The organism is Flavobacterium sp. NG2 (assembly GCF_034119845.1).
In the GTDB taxonomy this organism is placed as follows: Bacteria; Bacteroidota; Bacteroidia; order Flavobacteriales; family Flavobacteriaceae; genus Flavobacterium.
On record NZ_CP139420.1, the window covers coordinates 599,277 to 623,479 of the forward strand.

6 protein-coding genes are annotated in these 24,203 nt (G+C 35.6%); 2 read left to right on the forward strand and 4 right to left on the reverse strand.

Annotation, left to right across the window (positions count from 1 at the left end; all coding sequences use genetic code 11):
- Positions 1-21: 21 nt before the first annotated feature.
- Entirely contained in the window at positions 22-8,070 is an 8,049-nt protein-coding gene (locus SLW70_RS02565) for a gliding motility-associated C-terminal domain-containing protein (protein ID WP_320890407.1), read from the reverse strand.
- 578 nt (positions 8,071-8,648) lie between these two features.
- On the opposite strand from SLW70_RS02565, the gene SLW70_RS02570 reads away from it, so the two are divergent.
- Together SLW70_RS02570 and SLW70_RS02575 are read left to right on the forward strand one after the other, a co-directional pair.
- A complete protein-coding gene (locus SLW70_RS02570) occupies positions 8,649-9,938 on the forward strand; it encodes a HAMP domain-containing sensor histidine kinase (protein WP_320890408.1) in 1,290 nt (429 codons plus the stop codon).
- A 27-nt stretch (positions 9,939-9,965) separates the two neighbouring features.
- Positions 9,966-10,610, forward strand: a complete 645-nt coding sequence (locus SLW70_RS02575) for a response regulator transcription factor (RefSeq protein WP_320890409.1) — start codon at positions 9,966-9,968, stop codon at positions 10,608-10,610.
- A 56-nt stretch (positions 10,611-10,666) separates the two neighbouring features.
- On the opposite strand, the gene SLW70_RS02580 is transcribed toward SLW70_RS02575, so the two are convergent.
- The 3 genes from SLW70_RS02580 to SLW70_RS02590 are packed head-to-tail and all read right to left on the reverse strand — an operon-like array spanning position 10,667 to position 24,178.
- Positions 10,667-12,589: an OmpA family protein gene (locus SLW70_RS02580; RefSeq protein ID WP_320890410.1), complete on the reverse strand. Its 1,923-nt coding sequence runs from the start codon at positions 12,587-12,589 to the stop codon at positions 10,667-10,669.
- A gap of 11 nt (positions 12,590-12,600) precedes the next feature.
- Positions 12,601-13,527: a type IX secretion system membrane protein PorP/SprF gene (locus SLW70_RS02585; protein ID WP_320890411.1), complete on the reverse strand. Its 927-nt coding sequence runs from the start codon at positions 13,525-13,527 to the stop codon at positions 12,601-12,603.
- A gap of 43 nt (positions 13,528-13,570) precedes the next feature.
- Positions 13,571-24,178, reverse strand: coding sequence for a gliding motility-associated C-terminal domain-containing protein (locus tag SLW70_RS02590; protein WP_320890412.1), 10,608 nt, complete (start codon positions 24,176-24,178; stop codon positions 13,571-13,573).
- Between the last annotated feature and the right edge of the window lie 25 nt (positions 24,179-24,203).

Genomic DNA, 24,203 nt, shown 5'->3' on the forward strand with positions numbered 1-24,203 from the left:
CCTTTTTTAAACCGGCTACTTTTACTCATTGATTAACTCCAAGTAACCTGATTTATTAAATCCATTATTATTCTTGTCTACATACTTAATAGCGTAAAAATAGGTTCCGCTTGGTAATCCATCTGACTGACTTACGGTCACCCTTCCTTCTGATTTTCCACGGAAGGCTCTTGTGTCATTATCATATCCCTGAACTTCAAATACTTTAACTCCCCATCGATCAAATATTTGGACCGTATTATCTGGATAACAGTCTATACCTTGAATTCTGAAAAAGTCATTTAAGCCATCTCCATCAGGTGAAACCGCATTAAATACTTTAACATCACATCCCTTCACTCCCAATACTGTTGGATCGTCTTCAAATGGACTCGTATCATCTGACATATCTTGTACAATTATACCCAAAGGACTTGTACCAAATACTTTTGATTGATTCATCGAAAACCCTTGAATAATATCATTTTGAGTGATATTATATACCGCTGAAAAAGTTGTTTTATCAGTTGCTCCAATTGGAAGATTTATTGCCCCATCAGCAATTCCGTGACCTAAAACTTCATCTTGAACCCATACATTGGTAAGTGGTACATTACCGATATTCATTACGGTATAAGTATATCTAATGGTTTCCCCTATTTGTGCCTGACCATCTCCATTCGTATCTTCAAATACTCCTGTCATCATCAATGCAATTTTTGGAGATTGAGGCACTGCTGTTATTGTGCACATTGAACAAGTAGGATAGATTGGGAAAGCACTATTAATTGTTGGGTCTGTCGAAGTATTGCTAATTAGAGCTCCATTTGAAGCAAATGCATTTACTTCAGCCAAATTATAAACATAGCCTTTATTAATATCGTCTTGTGTAATAAAGTATTCTGCTGTGAATCCTGTATTATTTGAAACACCAACCCCTAAAGTCGGAATCATTACACCTTGAACACTAACTTTTGTATCAGTCACTATCACATTTGTCAATACAGTATTTCCTGTGTTTTTAACTTCGAAAACATATTTAATCTTGTCTCCAACACTTGCAATACCATCAGCATTTGTATCTTCATACGCTCCATCTTTAGTTAAGCTAATCGACGGTGTTTGTATTAATTTAGTAATTGTAGGGTCATCAGTTGTGACTGTAGTACCTGAAACATCACTAACCTCATTCCCTTCTGGATTTTTCCCTACAGCTAAAGCTGAATTCACAACTTGACCTGCATTAATATCCAATTGTTTAATTAAATAAGTTCCTACAATAGAATTATTAGTTGCACCTGGAGCAAGAATTGCTATTTCACTAATAGGAAGAATCAAGTCTGTTAAAGGATCTGTTATTTTGATATCTTTAATAATTGTATTTCCTGTATTAGTCACTGAGAAAGTATAAACAATAGACTGACCTACTGCTACATTAGCTGGAAGAACTGCTGTTTTAACTAATGCAATACTTGACTTTTGAGGTAAATTAGTTTCTGTGCTATCATCATTATCTATTGAAGTCCCAGAAGTATCCTCTACATTATTTCCTTGTGGATCTTGTCCTTTAGCAATGGCGGTATTTATTACTTTTCCAGCATCAATATCCGCTTGAGTAACTTCATACTCTTTTGTAATTACACCTTCATCTAATGGTAACAATGTACTTGGTACAATTCCTAAATCAGTAACTTCTAATTTAGCATCGTTAATCACAATATTACTTACCGTTACATTCCCGGTATTGGTTACTGTAAATGTATATGTGATAGTATCCCCTACTTTCGCTTTAGTAACATCACCGTTATACACTCCTGTTTTAACAAAAGCTATTTTGTTTGTTTGTGGTAAATCAGTCACTGTGCTATCATCAGTATCCACTGTTGTACCTGAAATATCTTGTACTTCGATACCTTGTGGATCTTTTCCTTTGGCAATAGCTGTATTTGTAACTTTTCCAGCATCGATATCGGCTTGAGTAACGAAATAATCTTGTGTGATTACACCAAACTCTAATGGTTTCAAAGTGCTTGGTACAATAGGCAAATCAGTTACTCCCAGCTTGGCATCATTAATAATGATATCCATAACCGTTAGATTACCTGTATTGGTTACTGTAAAAGTATAAGTAATCTTATCACCTACTTTTGCTTTAGTAACATCACCGTTATATACTCCTGTTTTTACAAAAGCTAATTTCCCTTCTTGCGGTAAAGTAGTTATGGTGCTGTCGTCATTATCAATTGTAGTTCCTGAAGTATCCTGAACATCATTACCTAATAAATCTTGACCTTTGGCGATGGCAGTATTGGTTACCTTTCCTGCATCGATATCTTCTTGAGTTACAACATAATCTTTCGTGATCATACCAAATTCTAATGGAACTAAATTACTTGGCACTATTGCTAAATCAGTTACTCCTAATTTAGTATCGTTTATGCGTACATTATTTACCGTTAGATTACCAGTATTAGTCACTGTAAATGTATATTTGATTACATCGCCAACTTTAGCTTTGGTAACATCACCCATATAGTCTCCTGTTTTCACAAAAGCCAAAGCTCCTTTTTGTGGTAAATTTGTAACTGTACTATCATCATTATCTATAGTTGTTCCTGAAGTATCTTGAACATTATTTCCTTCTAGATCTTGTCCTCTTGCAATAGCGCTGTTGGTTACTTTTCCAGCATCAATATCTGCTTGAGTCACAATATAATCTCTAGTCATTATTCCAAATTCAGTTGGTGCTAAAGTACTTGGCACTAATGCTACATCAGTCAATCCTAATTTTGAATCATTAATAAGAATATTGTTTACAGTTACATTCCCTGTGTTTGTAATAGTGAAAGTATATGTAATCTTATCTCCTACTTTTGCTTTTGCAGCATCACCATTATAAACCCCTTCTTTTAAGAACACTAATTTTCCTGCTGTCGGCAAATTGGTTACTGTACTGATATTATTATTAACAGCAGTACCAGAAATGTCCTGAACATCATTACCTAATAAATCCTGTCCTTTTGCAATGGCGGTATTTGTTACCTTACCTGAATCAATATCCAACTGAGTGACTGTATAATCTTGAGTTACAACTCCAACTTCCAAAGGGCCTAATGTACTTGGCACTATTGCCAAATTTGTGACTCCTAGTTTAGCATCATTAATCAAAATATTATTTACAGTTACATTTCCTGTATTGGTTACTGTAAATGTATAAGTTATTTTATCGCCTACTACTGCTTTGGTTGGAGCTCCTTTATAGTCTCCTGTTTTCACAAAAGCTAAAGCTCCCATTTGAGGTAAAGTTGTTATGGTACTATCATCATTATCAACTGTAGTACCAGAAATATCTTGAACATCATTATCTTGTGGATCTTTTCCTTTGGCAATAGCTGTATTCGTAACTTTTCCTGCATCGATATCTGCTTGAGTCACGACATAATCTTGTGTGATTACACCAAATTCTAATGGTTTCAAAGTGTTTGGTACAATAGACAAATCCGTTACTCCCAGCTTGGCATCGTTAATAACGATATCCTTTACCGTTTGATTTCCTGTATTGGTCACTGTAAAAGTATAAGTAACCTTATCTCCTACTTTGGCTTTAGTAACATCACCGTTATATACTCCTGTTTTAACAAAAGCTATTTTCCCTATTTGCGGTAAAGTAGTTACGGTGATGTCGTCATTATCAATTGTAGTTCCTGAAGTATCCTGAACATCATTTCCTAATAAATCTTGCCCTTTGGCGATGGCAGTATTGGTTACCTTCCCTGCATCGATATCTTCTTGAGTTACAATATAATCTAGAGTTGCTATTCCTACTCCCAATGGCGCTAAAGTAATTGGCACTAGAGGTAAATCAGTTACTCCTAATTTTGTGTCATTAATTAAAATATTGGCTACTGTAACATTTCCTGTATTGGTCACCGTAAAAGTATAAGTGATTTTATCTCCTACTTTAGCTTTGGCAACATCACCGTTATACACTCCTGTTTTAACAAAAGCTATTTTGCTTGTTTGTGGTAAATCAGTCACTGTGCTATCATCAGTATCCACTGTTGTACCTGAAATATCTTGTACTTCGATACCTTGTGGATCTTTTCCTTTTGCAATGGCAGTATTCGTTACATTTCCTGCATCAATATCTGCTTGGGTAACTGCATAATCGTAAGTTATTATTCCATCTTGAAGTGGAGCTAAAGTACTTGGTACAACAGCTACATTATTAACACCTAGTTTGGCATCCATAATACCTATAGCACTTAAAGTAACATTTCCAGTATTGGTAATCGTAAAAGTATAAGTTATAATATCTCCTACTTTAGCTTTAGTAACATCTCCCTTATAAACAGCTTCTTTTAAAAAACTTAATTTTCCTAATTGTGGTAAGTTTGTTACAGTACTGTCATCATTATCTATAGCTGTACCCGAAGTATCTTGAACTGTATTCCCTAATGAATCTTGACCTTTGGCAATTGCCGTATTCGTTACTTTTCCAGCATCAATATCAGCCTGAGTTAGCACATAATCTTTAGTAATTACTCCAACACCCAGAGGTAATAAATTACTTGGGACAGTAGGTAAATTAGTCATTCCTAATTTAGCATCATTAATAAGGATATTATTAACCGTTACATTTCCTGTATTTGTCACCGTGAAAGTATAAGTGATTATATCACCTACTTTTGCCTTGGTCGGGTCTCCTTTATATAGTCCTTCTTTAACAAAAGCTAATTTTGGGGTCTGAGGTAAGTTCGTAACCGTGCTAATATCATTATCGATTGTTGTTCCTGAAATATCTTGAACCGTATTTCCATCAGGATCTTCTCCTTTTGCTATAGCAGAATTAGTTACTTTTCCAGCGTTAACATCGTCCTGAGTTACGATATAATCTTTTGTAATTACTCCAACTCCTAGTGGCGCTAAAGTATTTGGAACAATCGCTAAATTGGTCACGCCTAATTTAGCGTCATTAACTACTATATCCTCTACAGATACATTTCCAGTATTGGTGACTGTAAAAGTATAAGTTATAATATCTCCTGCTTTAGCTTTAGTAACATCACCATTATAAACTCCTGTTTTAACAAATACGATTTTCCCCGCTGTAGGTAAATCAGTTACTGTATTTGTATCATTATCAACTGTGGTTCCTGAGATATCTTGAACATCATTCCCTAAAGTATCTTGACCTTTAGCAATAGCCGTATTCGTTACCTTTCCTGAATCAATGTCCCCTTGCGTTACTACATAATCTTGAGTAATTACACCAACACCTAAAGGAGCTAAAGAGCTTGGTACTATTGCTAAATCAGTTACTCCCAATTTAGCATCATTAATTAATACATTCTCTACAGTTACATTTCCTGTATTGGTTACTGTAAACGTATAAGTAATTACATCTCCTATCTTCGCTTTAGTTGGATCGCCATTATAAACTCCTGTTTTAACAAATCCTAATTTTGGTGTTTGTATCAACGGAGTTGCTGTACAAGTAAGACAAGTTGGAATCACTGGACAAGTTGCACATGGCGTTGGATCAGTTGATGTCGCTGTCACATCCATTCCTACAGGAGGTGTTCCTGTTGCTGTGGCTAAATTATAAACCACACCCGCATCAATATCAGCTTGTGATATTAAATATTCAGCTGTAAACGCAGTTGTATTATTTTCACCTGCTGCCAATGATGGAATTGCAGTACCTGAAACAGTCGCATTATCATCAGTGACGGTAACATTTGTCAAGGTTTCAAAACCTGTGTTTTTAATATCAAAAGTATATACAATTTTATCTCCTACATTTACAATACTATCCAAGTTGGCATCTACATATATTCCTTCTTTAGTAATCGAAATAGAAGATGAATTACACTGCAATGCACTGCCTGAACCTCCATCACTATTGGCAGTATTTACAAAAGCACCATAGACATTGATAGAATTTATTACACTTGCGATTGAATTTACTGTTAGTCTAATTTCGTCAAATTCTAATGAAGCTTGAAATCCTACATTATAAGTTCCTGGACCTGTCCCTAAAACAGGAATTCCTAAAAGTCCCAAATCAAGTATATCACCAGCAGATTTCAATTCTTGCAAAACACCATTATTATAGGTAGCAATAGATAATCCTTGAAAAAGATTTACTTGAGCTAAAGTATTCAAGTCTTTAATTCTGAATCCAGCATAAGTTCCTTGCGGATACGTATACAATTGATCTTTTACAGCAACAGAACCTGAACCAAGTACTCCTGCAACAATACTAATATTAGCAAAATCAGTTGTATCAGCTGTTAATAAATTATTAGTGTTATTAATGGCACATGCCACACAAGCAACTCCATCAATACCTGTGTTATCACCGTTTATTGTCACTGGAAAATCTGGGGTAGACCAATCATAGGTTTTATTACATTCTACAATTGGCTCACAAAACTTTTGAAAAACTGCATTATAAACCTTAACCGTTCCTAAGTTCACAGAAACTAAATTTGTCAAGGTAATTTGTACTTCGTCAAATGCTTTTGTGGAAACAAAACCAATTGTTTGTTTACTGGTTCCAACTAATAAATTAGTATCTACTGAAATCAAAGGACCATTACCTGATTTAGATTCTTGTAACACCCCATTTAGATATGTTTTGATTCGTATAGCATCAAATGCATTTACAGCAAGTAATGAAGGATTTTCGATTGTATAACCTGCAAAAGTTCCGATTGGATAATCGGTAATTTGATCTTTTACAGAAAGACTTCCACTTGTCCCTACTCCAGCAGTCAAATTAACAGTAGCAAAATTGGAACTGTCTTGGTCAATTAAATTATCCTGATTACTCACACTGCATAAGACACAGGCAATTCCGTCAATACCTGTATTTTCACCATTAATAAATACTGGATATTCAGGTACCGAAACCGCTGTTTGTGTATTACAAGCTAAAGCGGGACCAGCACAAAATTTCTCATAAATAGCCCCATATACTTTAGTTGTACCTAAATTAATCCCTACAGTCTGATTTACAGTTATCTTTACTTCATCAAATGACTTAGTACTCACAAAACCTAATTTATAACGACCGTTTGAACTGAGTAAAGTCCCATTTACAACTAAATTATTCCCTGAAAATTGTTCTCTAAAGACTCCATTCAAATAAGTTGAAATCACCATATTGCCAAGGGCAGAGACACTAACTAAATTTGAATTCTCAATTTCGAAACCCGCATAAGTACCTGATGGATAATCAGTAATTTGATCTTTGACAGCAATACTTCCAGAGGCCAACAACCCAACAGTTAAATTAATCGTTGCAAAATCTGTCGTACTAGAACTAATTACATTATCTACATTACCAATACTACCAACACTAATACCTGACATTCCCGTATTTGCATGATCAATTATAACAGGATATGTTGGCAAACTTAATGTAGTTGCCACATTACAATCTAATGCAGGTCCAGCACAATATTCTCTTAATACTGCATGATAAATTTTTGTAGAATTTAGTAAATTAACCACACCACTTAATACGATTTCAATGGTGTCAAAGGATTGATTTGTATTGAAACCTATAATATAATCACCAGATCCTGGCAATAAATCAAGACTCAATAATGATGCTCCCGAAAATGTTTCTTTGAGTGTCGTACCACTATAGGTATTTATCGAAATTCCATTTAGTAAACTCAAAGAAAGTAACCCATTACCAATGCCTATTTTAAATCCGGCAAAAGAACCAGCTATGTAGGTTGTATTACTATCCTTTACTCTTAATTTATGCAATACACCAGCACTAACTCCAAAATTAGCAGTAGCATAATTAGTCAAATCAGCATCAATTAAATTTGCTTCATTTGATATACCACACCCTAGCAATCCTGTACATACACCTGTAGAGGACTTACTTACTGTCAATCCATCATAATTATCAGAAATAAACGGACTAGGTGTTTCAATATTACATTGCCCAAATGAATTTGCAGACATCAAAACAACACCTAAGAAAAATACAATTTTATTGAATCTTATTCTAGAGCTAATGTTTTCAATAAAATTTTCAATTAATGATTCAGGGTAAAATTTTCTCATAATCTATTACTTTAAATTGTGTTTCAGATAGGCAAATACCCTTTTTTTAAACACAAAATTTCGTACAGTAATTAGATTACAAAATTGATTTAAGTAGGGGCACAACTATCTATCAAAAACAAAATTACTTTATTCATATACGAACAAACATCAAAATATCTAAAAATAAACCTACATAACCATAGATTTAATACTATAAAAATTTAATCAAAAAACTACTATTTAATCATATTATTTCCTACAAAACATAAATATTAATGTCTTATATTTGTTACAATTCAAGATTCATACGAATAATGAATTTATATCTTTCGTCCATAACAATGTTTGAATTTTCTTAAACATCTAGAATGCACAAACAAACTAAAGTCAAACCCTTATTGGAAAAAACTTTCAACATACTCCGTACTCAAAGTCTGCTTCAAACAAAGACATTTACATTCTACTTAATTATCATCATCTCTTGTTCGATGTTGATATTAATAAATTTTTATACTATTAAAACGTTATCCGCCACAAGGGCATATGTCAATGGTGAATCTCATTACTCTAAGGGTCATAAATGCGCTGTAATCAATTTGATAACGCACCTACTTACTGGAGAAAAAAATTACTGGATAAACTTTAAAAAAGACTTAAGCATTCCTTTAGGCGATGCAAAAGCACGTATTTCACTTCAAAAAAACCTTGATGATGAAATTGTTAGAGAAGGCTTTAGAGAAGGGAGAAACCATGAAGAGGACATAGATGATATGATCTGGCTTTTTAAAAATTTTAAATCTTTTCCATTTTTCAAAAAAGCAGTAATTGAGTGGGAGAAAGGAGATTACTTAAATAATCAACTTTACAAAATTGGACTTGAAATAAATTCGAGGCTTCAAAAAGAGAAACTAGACAGAAAAGAAAAGCGTGGTTATTTATCTCGAATAATGGCTCTTACACATGAGTCTAATATCAATCAAGATGCTTTTTCGGAGTCCTTTGGTTATGGCACTAGAAAAATCAAAAAATATCTCTTATTTACCAATATTTTTTTCATTTTAATAATTATATGTTCTGTTAGTTTTTACTATAGTTCAATGATTAAAAAATTAATCTTTTCAAAACAAAAACTCAATAGACGAAAAAAACAACTTAAGTTAATTATAAAAGATTTAGAGAATGCAAAAGAAGACCTATCCACGGGAATAATTCAACATAAAAAAATAATAGGCACCATCAGTCATGATATTAGAAGCCCTCTAAAATATATCCAATTAATATCCAAACACCTCAGTAAAGAAACACTAAAAAACAATGATACCGTTTCAAATAAATATGCCAATTCAATATATAAATCCAGTTCTCAATTATATGACTTTACCAAAACATTAATTCAGTACTCCAAAATTTATATGGAGGATAGAGATTATATCCAAAAACCATATTCTATTCACAGCCTATTCGAAAATAAAAAAGATTTTTTTGAAGAAATGGCATTAAGCAAAGAAATCATAATAAAAAATGTTAGTTGCAAGGATTTACATTCAACAATTAATATTCGAATTATGTCGATCATAATACACAACCTACTTGATAACGCCATTAAAAACACTTCTAAAGGTACAATTGAACTAGGAGCTCAATCTGACCAATTTAAAACAACTTATTGGATAAAAGATACTGGCATCGGAATGAATCAAGACATAATAGACTATTATACCAACCTATTTAAAAATAGAGATCCTGAAAAATTAATCCTTAGCACTTATGGCATTGGCCTTCATTTAGTATTAGAATTATTAATCATTATTAAGGGAAAAATATTCTTCTCAAGTATTCCAAATAAAGGAACTACCATTACAATTGAATTAAAACATGCGAAATAAAAAGTCATTAACTAAATTATAAAAAACATGCAGAAAAATATCTTAATTGTTGACGATCATTTAGTAGTTAGAACAGGTGTTTCTATAATTTTAGAAGAAAAATTTAAATACCTAAATATCTCAACAACAGAAGACTATAAAGAAACACTAGCAATACTTGATGTTCAAAAGTTTGACTTGATCATTTTAGACATCAACATTCCAGGTGGAAAAAACACAGGGATGATTTCAGAAATAAAAAAAATTCAACCCTTTGCTAAAATTTTAATTTTCTCAGTATACGATGAAGAAACTCACGCTTGCCCTTATATTGTTGCAGGGGCTAATGGCTACATCAATAAATTAAGTGACCGAAAGAAAATCATTAAAGCGGTAGACACTATTCTTAAAACTGGTAATTACCTCACTACTGATATTGTAAATGCGCTTATCAATGCTTCAACTAATAAAGAGACATTCAATCCATTGGATAAACTATCTAAAAGAGAATTAGAGATTTCCGAATTATTAGTAAAAGGAGATGGTAACATCGAAATAGCTAATAAACTAAACATCCAGTTAACTACTGTAAGTACTCATAAATATAAAATATACCAAAAACTAAATATTAAAAACATCATAGAATTAATGTCGCTATTCAATAGATCAATTGGTTTATCTAATCAAAATTAAACAAAATAAAAAGGCCATCTTTTTCAAGATGACCTTTCTATTTATAAATCTATTGATTAGTCTATCGAAATTACGATAAACTCACTACGTCTGTTTAGTTGATGTTCTTCTTCGGTACATTCAACTCCATCAGCACATTTATTAATCAGCTGATACTCTCCGTATCCTTTTGCTGTTAATCTATCTGCCCTAACGCCTTTACTGATTAACCAAGCCATAGTAGATTTAGCTCTTCGGTCTGATAATGACTCGTTATATTTAAATGTTTGACGGCTGTCAGTATGCGAACGGATATCAATTTTAATTTGCGGATATTGAAGCATTACATCTAATATTTTTTCTAAATCGATAGCCGCATCTTTTCGAATATTGGATTTATCCAAATCAAAATAAATCATTTTAATTCCAAAACACTTCGCTAAATCAACTCCAACCGTTAATTCACAACCCTCCTTGTTTAAGGCAATAGGTTGATTAATTTTACCATTAACCTTTGGCACCTCCACAGATGCCTCATTAGTTTCATAATGCGGTTTTTCAGCTCTTACAGTATATGTTTTTCCACATTCCACATCAAAGTGATAATCACCCGAAGCATTAGCAGAAGTGGTCCCAATGATTTGATTGTTTCTATCAAACAAACTCACTTTGGCATTAGGTATAGGCATCTTTGTTTCTAAATCAGTAATCGCTCCCATCAGCACTTGACTACATCTGATTTCGCTAAACTTATATATATCATCGTATCCTTTTCCGCCAGCTCTATTCGAAGTAAAAAAACCAACTTTACTTTTACTGTCCATAAAGAAACCAAAATCATCCTGTGTTCCATTGATAGGCGCACCGATATTTTCCACCTTACCAAAACTAGTACCTTCTATTTTGGAAACATAGACATCTAAACCTCCTAACCCTGGACGTCCATCTGACGAAAAATACAATTTATTATCATCTGAAATAAAAGGGAATGTTTCTCTTCCTTCAGTATTAATCCCAACACCTAAATTAACTGGAGTTGAATAAGTCCCATCATTATTAATACTTACCTTAAATAAATCCGATTGCCCAACTGTTCCTGGCATATTGGAGGCAAAATACAATTCTTTTTCATCGATACTTAATGCTGGATGTGCGACACTATAATCATCGCTATTAAATGGTAATTCCACTACATTTTTCCATTCATTATCTTCCCATGTGGCTTTGTAAATTTTCAATAAGGTTACACGTTCACTGTTCTTCCCTTTTTTACCATCAATGAAGTTGTTTCGTGTGAAATACATCGTTTTCCCATCACTTGTAAAAACAGGAGTTGATTCGTGGAATTTAGAATTAATTTTATTGTCAAAAAGTACTGGTTCTTCTAATCTTCCTTCTGGACTAACCTTTGAAGCATATAAATTTGTAAAAGCTTGATTGGTCCAAGTAAAAACCTTTTTAGAAGCCCCCACTACTTCTCTTGAAGAAGCAAAAATTAATTTATCACCCAAGAAAGTCGTACCATAATCTGAAAAACCAGAATTAATTCCTGCATCTTCAATAGCAAAACGACCCGAATTTTCTTTTATCTCTTCTAAATAGTTTTTATCATTCGCGAATAATTTTGCTCTCTGATCGTTTCCTGATTTTTTAGTATAAAGTTCTAAAATCTTATCAGCCTTTTTATAATCCCCAATTGACTTTAAACATTGAGCATAACGGTAACAATACTCACCTGTTTGATCTTTATTCATATCAAACAACTCCGTGTACCATTTTTCAGCCTTACCTAATTCGGCATTAAAATAATAAGCGTTTCCTAATTTTTGAAACATCTTTTCATCTTTATATCCTTTTGCAGCAATACGTTCATAGGTAGCGATAGCATCAATATAAGCAAAGCGTTCGTATTTTTTATCTGCAGCTGCGACACTAGCTTTCTGAGCAAAACCTTTAGTAAAAACAACTAATAAAAAAGTGATGTATATATAATTTTTCATGTAACTAATTTTTAGAAGAATCGAGGAGAAACAATTCGATCGTATTTATTAAACAACTCATATCGTAAGAAAATCTCATGAGACCCTTTGTTAAAATGAGCCAAACGTGTTGTTTCAAAATCATAACTATATCCTACGAACCATCCGTCAGTGATTTGAAAGCCTGCCATACCACTAAGTGCCGCACTCCATCGGTATGCTGCTCCTAAAACAAATTTCTCATTAAACATAAAATTAAGAGATGCATCTACTTGCAGAGGAGCTCCTTGTGTCATTTTGGTCAAAATGGCTGGCTTAAATTTAATATCACCAGTTAAGTCAAAAACGTGTCCAGCTGTTAAAAAATAATGCAAACGTTCTTTAGCGATATAGCTAACTGAGCCATTACCTGCATATCTATCAAAATGTTTGGTTTCGATAAAATTAGGAATAGACAAACCAATATATGTGTTATCGGAATAAAAGTAAATTCCAGCTCCTATGTTGGGCGAAAATTTATTATCAATACTCGCTTCGAAACTATTATCTGGTGTCAAATAAGTCAATTTATTAAAATCAATATCCAATAGATTGACCGAAGCTTTTAATCCAAATGCTAATTTATATCTTTCTGAAGTTTGAATATTGTAAGAGAAATTAACACCTATATCCGTTTCATCAGAAGGGCCAATTTTATCATTCAGAATAGAAACACCAAACCCCATATCCCCCCCATTGATAGGTGTATGTAACGATACATTATTAGTAGTAGGCGCTCCTTCCAAGCCTACCCATTGGGTGCGGTGTAATGCAAAAATGCTCATTTTTTCTCTCATTCCAGCATAGGCAGGATTGACTGCCATAGTATTGTACATATATTGCGTAAACTGTGAATCTTGTTGAGCGTAGCTAATGCTTGTAAGAAGCATTAAAACCAGTATTGATAATTTATTTCTCATCTTTTTCTATTTAAAATCCAAAGAGTTTTTCTTATGATTTTGATTATCTATTTAAATATAAGTATCCTGCTTTTTCATGAAGATTAGCTTCACTATCCTTATATCTGAATACATAGTAATATGTCCCTGTAGGTAATTCAGTAGATTGACTTACTGTAACTCTACCCTCTGAAACTCCTTTAAATGCTCGGTCAGTATTGTTATAATTGTCTCTTTCAAAAACAAGTACTCCCCAACGGTTATAAATTTGAACGTTATTATCAGGATAACAATCCAATCCACTAATATAAAACACATCATTATCACCGTCTCCGTTAGGCGAAACTGCTTTAAACGGAATAACTTCACAACCTATAACACCTCCAATTATTGGCAGGTCAACAACATAAGTGGATTCATCGGTTGCTAAAGCACCTCTAGCATCAACACCTCTTACCGAAGCTTGATTAGAAACAGCTAATGCAATTATATCATCCCTTGTAATTACATAAGTCGCAGTGTATGCTGATGTGTTAACTTGACCAACATTTAACACTGGAATCGTATTCCCTGAAAGCACTAATCCAGGCATTAAGTCGGTTACCGAAACATTAAATAAGGCAACGTTACCAATATTTTTAATTTCAAATTGGTACGTAATTGTTTCACCAACTTGTGTAAATCCATCTTTATTTTCATCATTAAAAATTCCTGTTTTAATAATACTGATAGCTGGAGTTCTCACTAATTCTACAATCGTACAATCCAAACACGTTGGTTCTTTTGGACAGGTTGCACAAGGTGTTGGGTCTGTCGAAGTTCCTGTAACTGGAGTTCCTTTTGGAGGCGTTCCTGTTGCTGTAGCTAAGTTGTACACAATTCCTTCATCAATATCATTTTGAGTAACAGTATGAACAGCTGTAAAAGTTGTACTGTCAACCGCACCAACAGTTAAACTAGCAATTGGCCCTCCTGATACGGTAGCATTGTTATCCGTTACAGTAACATTCATTAATGGTACATTTCCTGTATTGCGAATTACAAAATTGTAAACAATAACATCTCCTACATTCGTTATTCCATCGTTATTCTTATCCTCATATTTACCATCTTTTGTGATTGAAATACTTGGCATTTGTTTCAATTCGGTCATCGTACAATCCAAACAAGTTGGTTCTTTTGGACAAGTTGCACAAGGTGTTGGGTCTGTCGAAGTTCCTGTAACTGGAGTTCCTTTTGGAGGTGTTCCTGTTGCTGTAGCTAAGTTGTACACAATTCCTTTGTTGATATCCTCCTGAGTAACGGTATGAACAGCTGTAAAAGTTGTACTGTCAACCGCGCCAACAGCTAAACTAGCAATTGGCCCTCCTGATACGGTAGCATTGTTATCCGTTACAGTAACATTCGTTAATGGTACATTTCCTGTGTTGCGAACTACAAAATTGTAAACAATTACATCTCCTACATTCGTTATTCCATCGTTATTCTTATCCTCATATTTACCATCTTTTGTGATTGAAATACTTGGCGTTTGTTTCAATTCAGTCATCGTACAATCCAAACAAGTTGGCTCTTTTGGACAAGTTGCACAAGGTGTAGGATCTGTCGAAGTTCCAGTAACTGGAGGCCCTTGTGGAGGCGTACCTGTTGCAGTAGCTAAGTTATACACAATTCCTTTATTGATATCGTCCTGAGTAACGGTATGAACAGCCGTAAAAGTTGTACTATCAACCGCGCCAACAGCTAAACTAGCAATTGGTCCTCCTGATACTGTTGCATTGTTATCCGTTACAGTAACATTCGTTAATGGTACATTTCCTGTGTTGCGAACTACGAAATTGTAAACAATTACATCTCCTACATTCGTAATTCCATCGTTATTCTTATCCTCATATTTACCGTCTTTTGTGATTGAAATACTTGGCGTTTGTTTCAATTCGGTCATCGTACAATCCAAACAAGTTGGTTCTTTTGGACAGGTCACACAAGGTGTAGGATCTGTCGAAGTCCCTGTAACTGGTGTTCCTTTTGGAGGTGTTCCTGTTGCAGTTGCTAAGTTGTACACAATTCCTTTATTGATATCGTCCTGAGTAACGGTATGAACAGCCGTAAAAGTTGTACTGTCAAACGCGCCAACAGCTAAACTAGCAATTGGTCCTCCTGATACTGTTGCATTGTTATCCGTTACAGTAACATTCATTAATGGTACATTTCCTGTGTTGCGAACTACAAAATTGTAAACAATTACATCTCCTACATTCGTAATTCCATCGTTATTCTTATCCTCATATTTACCATCTTTTGTGATTGAAATACTTGGCGTTTGTTTCAATTCGGTCATCGTACAATCCAAACAAGTTGGCTCTTTTGGACAAGTTGCACAAGGTGTAGGATCTGTCGAAGTTCCAGTAACTGGAGGCCCTTGTGGAGGCGTACCTGTTGCAGTAGCTAAGTTATACACAATTCCTTTATTGATATCGTCCTGAGTAACGGTATGAACAGCCGTAAAAGTTGTACTATCAAACGCGCCAACAGCTAAACTAGCAATTGGTCCTCCTGATACTGTAGCATTGTTATCCGTTACAGTAACATTCGTTAACGGCACATTTCCTGTGTTGCGAACTACAAAATTGTAAACAATTACATCTCCTACATTCGTAATTCCATCGTTATTCTTATCCTCATATTTACCATCTTTTGTGATTGAAATACTTGGCGCTTGTTTCAATTCGGTCATCGTACAATTCAAACAAGTTGGCTCTTTTGGACAGGTCACACAAGGTGTAGGATCTGTCGAAGTCCCTGTAACTGGGGTTCCTTTTGGAGGTGTTCCTGTTGCAGTTGCTAAGTTATACACAATTCCTTTATTGATATCGTCCTGAGTAACGGTATGAACAGCCGTAAAAGTTGTACTATCAACCGCACCTACAGCTAAAATAGCAATTGGACCTCCTGATACTGTAGCATTGTTATCCGTAACGGTAACGTTAGTCAATATTGCACCACCCGTATTCTTAACAACAAATTTGTATAAAATCTGGTCACCTACATTTACAATTTTATCACCATTAAAGTCATTATAAACCCCATCTTTGGTAATAGAAATTGACGGTTCATATACATTTACGGTCACTTTCGCTTCGTCACAGTTCGTTGGGTTGGTTATTTCACAAATTTTATAGATGAGTTCATAACTACCTGCTGGAGTTCCCGCAGCTACTTTTACAGTTGTTCCGTCTAAGGTGATTCCTGTATTGGTTGCGCTTACAAAAGTCGTGTTCACTTTGATTGGGTCAACAATTACTCCGTTTAATTTATCATTTGTTAATACGTTTGCAAAAGCAGTTCCACCTGTAAATCCGTTTACCGCTGTTCCTGCATCGTCAATAGCATCTATTACTGGTTTGGTAACGGTTACGGTGACTACAGCATCATCACAATTGTTTGTATTCAATTTTTCACAAATCTTGTAAACTAATGAGTAGTCTCCTGCTGGTGTACCTGCTGCTACTTTTACAGTTGTTCCGTCTAAAGTGATTCCTGTGTTTGTTGCACTTACAAAAGTCGTGTTCACTTTAGCTGGGTCAACAATCGATCCGTTTAATTTATCATTTACCAATACGTTTGCTAAAGCTGTCCCACCGTCATATCCGTTTACCGCTGTTCCTGCATCGTCAATTGCTTCAATTGTCGCTGCTGAAACGCTTAAGGTTACTTTTGCTTCATCACAGTTCGCTGGGTTGGTTTTTTCACAGATTTTATAGATCAGTTCATAATTACCTGCTGGTGTTCCCGCTGCTACTTTTACAGCTGTACCGTCTAAGGTAATACCTGGATTAGTAGCACTTACAAAAGTGGTATTCACTTTGGTTGGGTCAACAATCGCTCCGTTTAATTTATCGTTTGCTAATACGTTGGCTAAAGCGGTGCCTCCTGTAAATCCGTTTACAGCTGTTCCTGCATCGTCAATCGCTTCTATTGCTGGTTTGGTAACCGTTACCGTGACAACAGCATCATCACAATTGTTTGTATTCAATTTTTCACAAATCTTGTAAACTAATGAGTAGTCTCCTGCTGGTGTTCCCGCAGCTACTTTTACAGCTGTTCCATCTAAGGTGATTCCTGTGTTTGTTGCGCTAACAAAAGTCGTATTCACCTTGGTTGGGTCAACAATTGCTCCGTTTAATTTATCGTTTACCAATACGTTTGCTAAGGCTGTTCCACCTGTAAATCCGTTTACTGAGGTACCTGCATCGTCAATCGCATCGATTTCTGGTTTAGTTACTGTAACAGTTACTTTCGCTTCATCACAGTTCGCTGGGTTTATTTTTTCACAGATTTTGTAAACCAACTCATAGTTACCTGCTGGAGTTCCCGCAGCTACTTTCACAGCTGTAACATCTAAGGTGATTCCTGTGTTTGTTGCGCTAACAAAAGTCGTGTTCACTTTGGTTGGGTCAACAATCGCTCCGTTTAATTTATCATTTACCAATACGTTGGCTAAAGCGGTGCCTCCTGTAAATCCGTTTACAGCTGTTCCTGCATCGTCAATCGCTTCTATTGCTGGTTTGGTAACCGTTACCGTGACAACAGCATCATCACAATTGTTTGTATTCAATTTTTCACAAATCTTGTAAACTAATGAGTAGTCTCCTGCTGGTGTTCCCGCAGCTACTTTTACAGCTGTTCCATCTAAGGTGATTCCTGTGTTTGTTGCGCTAACAAAAGTCGTATTCACCTTGGTTGGGTCAACAATTGCTCCGTTTAATTTATCGTTTACCAATACGTTTGCTAAGGCTGTTCCACCTGTAAATCCGTTTACTGCGGTACCTGCATCGTCAATCGCATCGATTTCTGGTTTAGTTACTGTAACAGTTACTTTCGCTTCATCACAGTTCGCTGGGTTTATTTTTTCACAGATTTTGTAAACCAACTCATAGTTACCTGCTGGAGTTCCCGCAGCTACTTTCACAGCTGTAACATCTAAGGTGATTCCTGTGTTTGTTGCGCTAACAAAAGTCGTATTCACTTTGGTTGGGTCAACAATCGCTCCGTTTAATTTATCGTTTACCAATACGTTTGCTAAAGCTGTTCCACCTGTAAATCCGTTTACTGAGGTTCCTGCATCGTCAATAGCGTCAATAGTCGCTGCTGAAACGCTTAAGGTTACTTTTGCTTCGTCACAGTTCGTTGGGTTGGTTATTTCACAGATTTTATAAATGAGTTCGTAACTACCTGCTGGTGTTCCTGCTGCTACTTTTACAGCTGTACCGTCTAAGGTAATACCTGGATTAGTAGCGCTTACAAAAGTGGTATTCACTTTCGATGGGTCAACAATCGCTCCGTTCAATTTATCGTTTGCTAATACATTAGGCACTGCAATACCACCAACGATACCATTTACTGGACTACTCGCTACATCGTCAATCGCATCAATGATTGGTTTAGTAACCGCTACGGTAACTTTCGCTTCGTCACAGTTTGTTGGATTGGTTATTTCACAGATTTTGTAAACCAACTCATAGTTTCCTGCTGGAGTACCCGCAGCTACTTTTACAGCTGTTCCGTCTAAGGTAATACCAACGTTTGTTGCACTTACAAAAGTCGTATTCACTTTCGTTGGATCAACAATAGCTCCGTTTAATTTATCATTTACCAATACGTTTGCTAAAGCGGTTCCACCCGTAAATCCGTTTACTGAGGTTCCTGCATCATCAATCGCATCGATTTCTGGTTTAGTTACTGTAACAGTTACTTTCGCTTCATCACAGTTCGCTGGGTTTATTTTTTCACAGATTTTATAGATCAGTTCGTAACTACCTGCTGGTGTTCCCGCTGCTACTTTTACAGCTGTACCGTCTAAGGTAATACCAACGTTTGTTGCACTTACAAAAGTCGTGTTCACTTTGGTTGGGTCAACAATTGCTCCGTTTAATTTATCGTTTACTAATACGTTGGCTAAAGCTGTTCCACCTGTAAATCCGTTTACTGCTGTTCCTGCATCGTCAATCGCATCAATTGCTGGTTTGGTTACTGTAACAGTTACTTTCGCTTCGTCACAGTTGGATGGGTTAGTTTTTTCACAGATTTTATAAACCAACTCATAGTTTCCTGCTGGTGTTCCTGCGGCTACTTTTACTGATGTTCCATCTAAGGTGATTCCTGCATTGGTTGCGCTTACAAAAGTCGTGTTCACTTTGGTTGGGTCAACAATCGCTCCGTTTAATTTATCATTTGTTAATACGTTTGCAAAAGCAGTTCCACCTGTAAATCCGTTTACCGCTGTTCCTGCATCGTCAATAGCATCTATTACTGGTTTGGTTACGGTTACGGTGACTACAGCATCATCACAATTGTTTGTATTCAATTTTTCACAAATCTTGTAAACTAATGAATAGTCTCCTGCTGGTGTACCTGCTACTACTTTTACAGCTGTTCCATCTAAGGTAATACCTGGATTGGTTGCGCTTACAAAAGTCGTGTTCACTTTGGTTGGGTCAACAATCGCTCCGTTTAATTTATCATTTACCAATACGTTTGCTAAAGAGATTCCACCTGTAAATCCGTTTACTGAGGTTCCTACATCGTCAATCGCGTCAATTTCTGGTTTGGTTACTGTAACAGTTACTTTCGCTTCGTCACAGTTCGTTGGGTTGGTTATTTCACAGATTTTGTAAACCAACTCATAGTTACCTGCTGGTGTTCCCGCAGCTACTTTTACAGTTGTTCCATCTAAAGTAACACCAACGTTTGTTGCACTTACAAAAGTCGTGTTCACTTTCGTTGGGTCAACAATTGCTCCATTTAATTTATCATTTACCAATACGTTGGCTAAAGAGGTTCCACCTGTAAATCCGTTTACTGAGGTTCCTGCATCGTCAATCGCATCAATTTCTGGTTTGGTAACAGTTACGGTTACGATAGCATCATCACAATTGTTAGTATTCAATTTTTCACAAATCTTGTAAACTAATGAATATTCTCCCGCTGGAGTTCCAGCTGCTACTTTTACAGTTGTTCCATCTAAGGTAATACCAACGTTTGTTGCACTTACAAAAGTCGTATTCACTTTCGTTGGGTCAACAATTGCTCCATTTAATTTATCATTTACCAATACGTTTGCTAAAGCTGTTCCTCCTGTAAATCCGTTTACCGCTGTTCCTGCATCGTCAATAGCATCGATGGCTGGTTTAGTAACGGTTACGGTTACTTTCGCTTCCTCACAGTTTGTTGGGTTGGTTATTTCACAGATTTTATAGATCAGTTCATAATTACCTGCTGGTGTTCCCGCTGCTACTTTTACAGCTGTTCCATCTAAGGTGATTCCTGCGTTTGTTGCACTAACAAAAGTCGTGTTCACTTTAGCTGGGTCAACAATCGCTCCGTTTAATTTATCATTTACCAATACGTTTGCTAAGGCTGTTCCGCCTGTAAATCCGTTTACAGAAGTTCCTGCATCGTCAATAGCATCAATTGCTGGTTTAGTTACTGTAACAGTTACTTTCGCTTCGTCACAGTTCGCTGGATTTATTTTTTCACAGATTTTGTAAACCAACTCATAGTTACCTGCTGGAGTTCCAGCTGCTACTTTTACAGTTGTTCCATCTAAAGTAACACCTACGTTTGTTGCACTTACAAAAGTCGTACTCACTTTCGTTGGATCAACAATCGCTCCGTTTAATTTATCGTTGGCTAATACGTTTGCTAAAGAGGTTCCACCTGTAAATCCGTTTACTGCGGTACCTGCATCGTCAATAGCACAAATAAAATTATTTATTACAACATTTGAAGTTGTTTGAGAAATACATCCTTGAGCATTAGTCACTGTAAAATTATAGGTACCTGGTTCTAATCCAGAAATAGTTCTAGTTGACGTATTACCACTTATATTCCCAGGATTTATAATCCAATTTCCAGTTGGTAATCCACTTAATAAAACACTTCCTACTGGTGTTTCACAACTTGGCTGAGAAGATATCAAATAATTTGGCGCTGATGGCGTGGTCTTTGGAGCCGCAACTCCTGAACCTGTAGCACTCGTACAACTATTTACAGTTTGAGTAACTGTGTATGTTCCTGCTGTACTAACGGTAATAGATGCTGTTGTAGCATTATTGCTCCACAACAAACTTCCTGTATAATTTGATGCCGTTAGTGTTGATGTTCCATTACAATTGTTAACTACATTTACTGTTGGCGCTGATGGCGTGGTCTTTGGAGCCGCAACTCCTGAACCTGTAGCACTCGTACAACCATTCACAGTTTGAGTAACTGTGTATGTTCCTGCTGTACTAACTGTTATAGATGCTGTTGTAGCATTATTACTCCACAACAAACTTCCCGTATAATTTGATGCAGTTAAAGTAGATGTACCATTACAATTGTCAACCACATTTACTGTTGGTGCTGATGGTGTTGTCTTTGGAGCCGCAACTCCTGAACCTGTAACACTTGTACAACCATTAACAGTTTGAGTAACTGTATATGTTCCAGCTGTACTAACGGTGATAGAAGCTGTTGTAGCATTATTGCTCCACAACAAACTTCCTGTATAATTTGACGCAGTTAAAGTAGATGTACCATTACAATTGTTAACTACATTTACTGTTGGTGCTGATGGTGTTGTCTTTGGAGCCGCAACTCCTGAACCTGTAGCACTTGTACAACCATTAACTGTTTGAGTAACTGTATATGTTCCTGCTGTACTAACGGTGATAGAAGCTGTTGTAGCATTATTGCTCCACAACAAACTTCCTGTATAATTTGATGCTGTTAAAGTAGATGTACCATTACAATTGTCAACCACATTTACTGTTGGTGCTGATGGTGTTGTCTTTGGAGCCGCAACTCCTGAACCTGTAGCACTTGTACAACCATTAACTGTTTGAGTAACTGTATATGTTCCTGCTGTACTAACGGTGACAGAAGCTGTTGTAGCATTATTGCTCCACAACAAACTTCCTGTATAATTTGACGCAGTTAAAGTAGATGTACCATTACAATTGTTAACTACATTTACTGTTGGTGCTGATGGTCTTGTTTTTGGTGCAGCAATTCCTGAACCAGTAGCACTTGTACAACCATTAACAGTTTGAGTAACTGTATATGTTCCAGCTGTACTAACGGTGATAGAAGCTGTTATAGCATTATTGCTCCACAACAAACTTCCTGTATAATTTGACGCAGTTAAAGTAGATGTACCATTACAATTGTCAACCACATTTACTGTTGGTGCTGATGGTGTTGTCTTTGGAGCCGCAACTCCTGAACCTGTAGCACTTGTACAACCATTAACAGTTTGAGTAACTGTATATGTCCCTGCTGTACTAACGGTGATAGAAGCTGTTGTAGCATTATTGCTCCACAACAAACTTCCTGTATAATTTGACGCAGTTAAAGTAGATGTACCATTACAATTGTTAACTACATTTACTGTTGGTGCTGATGGTCTTGTTTTTGGTGCAGCAATTCCTGAACCAGTAGCACTTGTACAACCATTAACAGTTTGAGTAACTGTATATGTCCCTGCTGTACTAACGGTGACAGAAGCTGTTGTAGCATTATTGTTCCACAACAAACTTCCTGTATAATTTGATGCGGTTAAAGTAGATGTACCATCACAATTGTTAACAACAGTTACAGTTGGAGCTGATGGAGTGTAAGTTATGGTTATCTTAGCTTCATTTGATGTTAAACCCGTCAAATCATTTATTGTATAATAAATAGGTGTTGGATTAGATTTAAAAGTAGCTAACGGAGTAAAGGTAACAATTCCTGCTGCTGTAACAGACCAAGTACCCTCACCAGCTACAACTAATGAATTTTGAATACCTGAGGAAGTTAGTGCTAAATTCAAATCAACTTTAGACTTATCAATATTTTGATTTGAATCGGTATCGTTTAGCGTTACATCTAATGATACAGCTCCATAAGGTTTACATAATGCTGAATCGTTGTTTGCAATAGGTGCTTTAGGTATAACAAAACTAACTTCCCCAAAACTAATTGAACTTTGTCTATTACTTGATGTACCACTATTTCCAAGTCTAAATCTAATCGAATTAAGTGTACCAAAGTTAACTGCAGCAATGTATCGTGTATTTGTAATACTAATAGGATCCACAGAATTACTTGGGCCTTGAAATCTCGTATAAGCACCTACCGTAGAAACTGTTATATAAGAATTACTTTCTAAAGTATAACTTTCGTTATTAGGTCTTGCTACATCAAAAAACTCATTCCCATCCAGATCTAATGCTTCTAATATAAACGAGCCCAAATCAATTTTTAATTCTTGAGCTGTTCCGTACGTACCACTTTTGTAAAAACTAAATTCATATTCAACATATCCATTTGCTGAAGAGGTATTTACAACAGGCTGAAAACGATCTATTAATCCTCCATTTGTTGGATTATCAACATCTACAATTGACGCATTATTTATAGAAACAATTGTCACAATTGCATCTACATTATTTCCATCAACCGTAGTTACAATTGGATATAAATATTTGGCCCCAACTTGTTTATCAGTTCCTGATTTCAATGTTGGTGTTGTAAACTTTGGTGTTTGAGCAACCGCAAAATTGGAAAACAACATAATAAACAAAAGACATAAAATAACTTCTATTCTATTGTTTATAGTCAAATAATTAGTGTAGTTCTTTTTCATAAGTACATTTTAATTTTTGTATCCC

Coding starts and splice junctions, on each gene's coding strand:
- SLW70_RS02565 (WP_320890407.1), bottom strand. CDS start 8,070: ATGAGAAAATTTTACCCTGAATCATTAATTGAAAATTTTATTGAAAAC.
- SLW70_RS02575 (WP_320890409.1), top strand. CDS start 9,966: ATGCAGAAAAATATCTTAATTGTTGACGATCATTTAGTAGTTAGAACA.
- SLW70_RS02580 (WP_320890410.1), bottom strand. CDS start 12,589: ATGAAAAATTATATATACATCACTTTTTTATTAGTTGTTTTTACTAAA.
- SLW70_RS02585 (WP_320890411.1), bottom strand. CDS start 13,527: ATGAGAAATAAATTATCAATACTGGTTTTAATGCTTCTTACAAGCATT.
- SLW70_RS02590 (WP_320890412.1), bottom strand. CDS start 24,178: ATGAAAAAGAACTACACTAATTATTTGACTATAAACAATAGAATAGAA.